The organism is Azospira sp. MPR-E4 (assembly GCF_058809645.1).
The window spans coordinates 1-5,534 of the sequence record NZ_JBXAST010000095.1 but is presented as its reverse complement, the minus strand read 5'-3'; the positions used below and the strand labels follow the sequence as shown (position 1 = coordinate 5,534).

At 64.8% G+C, this 5,534-nt stretch carries 5 protein-coding genes and 1 pseudogene; 4 read left to right on the top strand and 2 right to left on the bottom strand.

What is annotated here, in order from left to right:
• Both AC1RTA_RS16260 and AC1RTA_RS16255 read right to left on the bottom strand, forming a co-directional pair.
• Nucleotides 1–567 (bottom strand): annotated as a pseudogene (locus AC1RTA_RS16260) (DUF58 domain-containing protein); the annotation flags it as partial.
• 11 nt (nucleotides 568–578) lie between these two features.
• Complete coding sequence (locus tag AC1RTA_RS16255) at nucleotides 579–1,520, bottom strand: AAA family ATPase (RefSeq protein WP_492785331.1); 942 nt, start codon at nucleotides 1,518–1,520, stop codon at nucleotides 579–581.
• A gap of 152 nt (nucleotides 1,521–1,672) precedes the next feature.
• Here AC1RTA_RS16255 and AC1RTA_RS16250 point away from each other — a divergent pair, with 152 nt between their 5' ends.
• The 4 genes from AC1RTA_RS16250 to AC1RTA_RS16235 all read left to right on the top strand — a co-directional run bounded on the left by AC1RTA_RS16250 (nucleotide 1,673) and on the right by AC1RTA_RS16235 (nucleotide 5,527).
• Nucleotides 1,673–2,599, top strand: a complete 927-nt coding sequence (locus AC1RTA_RS16250; protein ID WP_014237046.1) for a histone deacetylase family protein — start codon at nucleotides 1,673–1,675, stop codon at nucleotides 2,597–2,599.
• A gap of 109 nt (nucleotides 2,600–2,708) precedes the next feature.
• Complete coding sequence (dapA, locus tag AC1RTA_RS16245; RefSeq protein ID WP_492785332.1) at nucleotides 2,709–3,587, top strand: 4-hydroxy-tetrahydrodipicolinate synthase; 879 nt, start codon at nucleotides 2,709–2,711, stop codon at nucleotides 3,585–3,587.
• 13 nt (nucleotides 3,588–3,600) lie between these two features.
• Nucleotides 3,601–4,746 (top strand): NlpB/DapX family lipoprotein, encoded by a 1,146-nt coding sequence (bamC, locus tag AC1RTA_RS16240; RefSeq protein WP_492785330.1) that lies wholly within the window; start codon nucleotides 3,601–3,603, stop codon nucleotides 4,744–4,746.
• Nucleotides 4,747–4,759: 13 nt separating this feature from the next.
• On the top strand, nucleotides 4,760–5,527 hold the full coding sequence (locus AC1RTA_RS16235; RefSeq protein ID WP_492785329.1) for an MBL fold metallo-hydrolase: 768 nt from the start codon (nucleotides 4,760–4,762) through the stop codon (nucleotides 5,525–5,527).
• Nucleotides 5,528–5,534 lie beyond the last annotated feature (7 nt).

Below are 5,534 nucleotides of genomic sequence, written 5' to 3'. Positions count from 1 at the left end.
GCTGGACAGGGGGGCGGGATAGACCAGGTGCCGGGCCGCGGGCAGGAAATAGGCCCAGGCGCGGAAGAGGCCCAGGGGGTAGACGCTGGCGACGCTCAGCCGCGGCAGGGGGCGGTAGCCCCGGGGCTGGGGCGGCAGGGGCAGGCTGACGCTGCTGCTGTCCGGGAGGTCCAGTTCCGCCAGGATGGGGCCGGCGCCGGCGTCCAGGGCCAGGGCCCGTCGCGGCCGGGTGTCGGGGCGGTCCAGGTGCAGGGTCAGGCGGGCCTGCTCACCGGCGAAGACCGGGGTTACGGCGCCGGCCTGGAGCCCCAGGCCGAGCAGGTTGCGGAAGGTATGCACCATGGCCACCAGTCCCAGGCCCGCCAGCAGGAACACCAGGGCGTGGCCCAGGGCCAGGTCGTAATTGATGGCCCCCAGCAGCATCACCACCAGGGCCAGGGCGTAGAGGAGGCCGCTGCGGGTGGGCAGGATGTAGATGCGCCGCCGCTTCAGGCGGACTGCGCCGCCCTCGGGCTGGAGGCGGAATAGCCAGCGTTGCCAGCGCTGGGTGAGGGCGCGCAGGTCCATGGTCTGCCGGTTCAGGGCAGGGCCACGCCCCGCAGCAGGGCCAGGGCTTCCTCGGGACTGGCATGGCCGCTGCCCTGGGCCAGGGGCAGGCGGTGGCAGGCGAGGGCGGGCCAGACGGCCTGGACGTCTTCCGGCAGCACCTGGCGGCGTCCGGCCAAGTAGGCCCAGGCCCGGGACACCGCCAGCAGGGCCAGGGCGGCCCGGGGGCTGAGGCCGTGGCGGAAGGTGGGGGCGCGCCGGCTGGCTTCCACCAGGGCCTGCACATAGTCGAGCAGGGGCGGCGCCGCATGGACCCGCGCCACCTCGTCCTGCAATCCGGCCAGGGCCGGGGGCGTCAGGCAGGGCGCCAGCGCAGCCACCTGGCTGCTGCGGCCGCCGGATTCGAGCAGGGCCCGTTCGGCCCGGCTGTCCGGGTAGCCCAGTTCCAGGCGCAGGAGGAAACGGTCCAGCTGGGACTCGGGCAGGGGAAAGGTGCCGACCTGGTGGGCCGGGTTCTGGGTGGCGATGACGAAAAAGGGTTCCGGTAGGGGCCGGGTGATGCCTTCGGCGGTCACCTGGTGTTCTTCCATGGCTTCGAGCAGGGCGCTCTGGGTCTTCGGCGTGGCCCGGTTGATTTCGTCGGCCAGCACCACCTGGGTGAAGATGGGGCCGGGGAGGAAACGGAAGTCGGCGTGTTCCCGGTCGAAGATGGAGACGCCCAGGATGTCCGCCGGCAGCATGTCGCTGGTGAACTGGATGCGCTGGAAGTCCAGGCCCAGCAGCCGGGCCAGGGTGTGGGCCAGGGTGGTCTTGCCGACACCGGGCAGGTCCTCGATGAGCAGGTGGCCCCGGGCCAGCAGGCAGGCCAGGGCCAGCCGGACCTGGGTGTCCTTGCCGAGGATGACGCGGTTGGCGGTATCGAGGACGGCGGCGATGCCGTCGCCCGGAGAGGTCTGGGAGGCTGGAAGGGGCATGGCTTGTGGCTTCCCGATGTTGGGATAATAATCACAGATGAGAACGGTAGCAGCACGAACGATTATATCCATAACCAAAATCCGGACCGGGAGGAGACGTCTCCGCACAGGAGACAGCGCACCCAGGGCCGCTCAACGCTCGGACGACCTACGTGACCACCACCGCCTTCATTACCCATCGGGACTGCCAGTTGCATGACATGGGGTCCTATCACCCGGAATGTCCCGCCCGTCTCACGGCCATCAGCGACCAGATGATCGCCCAGGGGCTGGATCCCTATTTTTCCTACTACGACGCGCCCCTGGCCACCCTGGAGCAGATGCTGCGCGCCCACTCGCCGGCCTACCTGGAGCGGCTCAAGCGCACGGCCCCGGAAAACGGCATCGCCCACCTGGACCCGGATACGGCCATGAATCCCCACACCTGGACGGCGGCCCAACGCTCCGCCGGCGCCGGCGTCATGGCCGTGGATCTGGTGCTGAAGGGCGAGGCGACCGATGCCTTCTGTGCCATCCGCCCCCCCGGCCACCACGCCGAGCGGGAAAACTGCATGGGCTTCTGCTTCGTCAACAACATCGCCGTGGCGGCCCGCCATGCCCTGGAAGTCCATGGCCTGAAGCGGGTGGCCATCGTCGATTTCGACGTGCACCACGGCAACGGCACCGAAGACATCTTCAAGGACGATCCGCGGGTGCTTATGGTCAGCATGTTCCAGCATCCCTTCTTCCCCTACAGCGGGGCCGACGGGACTGCCGACAACATGTGCAACGTGCCCCTGCCGGCCGGTACCGGCGGCGAGGACTTCCGCATGGTCGTTTCCGACATCTGGCTGCCCCGCCTGCACGAGTTCCGGCCCGAGTTGCTGTTCATTTCCGCCGGCTTCGACGCCCACTACGAAGACGACATGGGCAGCATGAAGCTGGTGGAGTCCGACTTCGCCTGGGTCACCCAGCAACTGAAAACGGTGGCCCAGCGCCACTGCCAGGGGCGCATCGTTTCCATGCTGGAAGGCGGTTACGTCCTCTCCTCCCTGGCGCGCAGCGTTTGCGCCCACCTGCGGGCCCTGGCCGATCTCTGAGCCTTGCCTGGGACCCGGGCGCCTCAGGCCCGGGTCACATTCCTTTACACTTCTGCCCTGATCTTCGGGGTAGAATCCTGCGATCATTTTTCCCGAATTCGTGACCTCCATGATTACCGGTTCCATTGTTGCCATCGTCACCCCCATGTCCGACGATGGCCGTCTCGATTACGACAGCCTGAAGAAGCTCATCGATTTCCACGTACAGGAAGGGACGGACGGCATCGTCATCGTCGGCACCAGCGGCGAGTCCCCCACCGTCAATGTGGACGAGCATGCCGAGCTGATCCGTACCACGGTCAAGCATGCGGCCGGTCGGATTCCGGTGATCGCCGGCACCGGCGCCAATTCCACTTCCGAGGCCATCGAGCTGACCCGCTTCGCCAAGAGCGTCGGCGCCGATGCGGCCCTCTCCGTGGTGCCCTACTACAACAAGCCGACCCAGGAAGGCCTGTACCAGCATTTCCGTTCCATCGCCGAAGCGGTGGATATCCCGGTGATCCTCTACAACGTGCCCGGCCGCACCGTGGCGGATATGTCCAACGACACCGCCCTGCGCCTGGCCCAGATCGACAACGTGGTGGGCATCAAGGACGCCACCGGCAATCTGGAGCGCGGCGCCGACCTGATCGCCCGCGCCCCGGCCGACTTCGCCGTCTATAGCGGCGACGACGCTTCCGCCGTGGCCCTGATCCTGCTGGGCGGCAAGGGCGACATTTCCGTCACCGCCAACGTGGCGCCCCGCCTGATGCACGAGATGTGCTCCGCCGCCCTGGCCGGCGACGTGGCCAAGGCCCGGGAAATCCACTTCAAGCTGCTGGGACTGCACCGCCATCTGTTCTGCGAAGCCAATCCCATCCCGGTGAAGTGGGCCGTGCAGCAACTGGGCCTCATCCCCGGCGGCATCCGCCTGCCCCTGACCACCCTCTCGCCCGAATGCCACGAGCGGGTGCGCTCTGCCATGCGCCAGGCCGGCGTGCTTGCCTAAGTTACGGAATTTTATGAAGCGAATTGTTTGTGCGTCATTCTTGACGTCTGTTTTTCTTGCTGGATGTGGTGGAGCCGGCATATTGCCGGAGTCCAAGAAGATCGATTACAAGTCGGCAGTCAAAGCGCCGACGTTGGAGATTCCTCCAGATTTGACCTCCCCTAGCCGGGATGACCGCTATGCGGTACCGGATACCGGGGGGCGGGGTAGTGCAACTTTCTCTGCCTATTCTGCTGAGCGAGATCCGCAGGTTAAGGGGGGCGCCAAGAACAGCGAGGTCCTGCCTCAAGTTGATAAGACTCGGATTGAGCGTTCCGGCACTCAGCGCTGGTTGGTTGTTGCCGGTACTCCTGACCAGGTTTGGCCCATGATCAAGGACTTCTGGCAGGAAACTGGTTTCCTGGTTAATGTCGAAATTCCCCAGGCTGGAGTAATGGAAACTGACTGGGCAGAGAATCGGGCAAAAATTGGCCAGGACTGGATTCGCTCTGCCTTGGGTAAGGTTCTGGATTCACTCTATTCCACTGCAGAGAGAGACAAGTTCAGGACCCGGATCGAACCAGGTGCCGAGCCTGGAACAGTAGATATTTTCATCAGTCACCGGGGTATGTATGAGGTCTATGTTTCTGAAGGGCGCGACCAGACCCGCTGGCAGCCTCGTGATGCGGACCCTGAATTGGAGGCGGAAATGTTGCGTCGGCTGATGGTTCGTTTTGGTACCGAAGAAAAGCGGGCTGAAGCTATGATCGCCGCAGCAAAGGATAAGCAAGTCGAGCGGGCCAAACTGACTCGTGCCGGAGATGGGCAAGGTAGTCTCGAGTTGCAGGAGCGCTTTGATCGTGCTTGGCGTCGTGTTGGCCTTTCTCTGGATCGAATTGGTTTCACAGTGGAAGACCGGGATCGTTCCAAGGGCCTGTTCTTCGTCCGCTATGTGGATCCTGAGGCAGGGGACGTCAAAAAAGACGAAAAGGGTTTCATGTCTAAGCTGGCTTTCTGGAAGGGAAGCGACCAATCTGCGGATCCTAAGATTCAGTACCGTATCATGGTGAAGGACCAGGGAAGCAGTTGTTCCGTACAAGTTCTATCTCGTGAAGGTGGTGTGGATAACTCCGATACCGCCAAGAAGATTCTGGGCCTGCTGTACGAGCAGTTGAAGTAAGCGACCGCCTGCCATGCGCTTCGCCTCCCTGGGAAGCGGCAGCCGGGGCAACGGTCTGTTGGTCGAGTCCGGTGGCACGCGCGTGCTGCTGGACTGCGGCTTCTCCCTGCGGGAAGCCACTTACCGGCTGCAGCGCCTGGGGGTGGAGCCGGAAACCCTGGCCGGCGTGCTGGTCACCCATGAGCATTCCGACCATCTGGCCGGTGTGGTGCGCCTGGCTGCCAGGTTCAACCTGCCGGTGTGGCTGACGACCGGCACCGCGACCATGCTGTCGGAGTCCGAGTCCGCCTACGGGCAGCTACGGCGTATCGACAGCCAGCAGTCCCTGGCTGTCGGCGATCTGGAAATCCTGCCTTTCACCGTACCCCACGATGCCCGGGAACCCGTCCAGTATGTCTTTGGCGACGGCAACCGGCGCCTGGGCGTGCTCACCGATTGTGGTAGCCTGACCTCCCATGTGCTGGAGGTATTGCAGGCCTGCGACGGCCTGTTCCTCGAATGCAACCACGATCCGGATCTGCTGGCTGCATCCGTCTACCCACCCTTCCTCAAGCGCCGTATCGGCGGCAGCCATGGCCACCTGGCCAACGACGTGGCGGCGGAATTGCTGACCCGTTTGGATACTTCCGCCCTGCAGCATGTGGTGGCCGCCCATCTGAGCGAGAAGTGCAACCGGCCCGAACTGGCCGTGGCCGCCTTGAGCGGGGCCCTGGGCTGTGCAGCGGAGTGGATCGGGGTGGCGGATCAGGAAAACGGGGTGGGGTGGCGCAGCTTCTGCTGATGGGGCC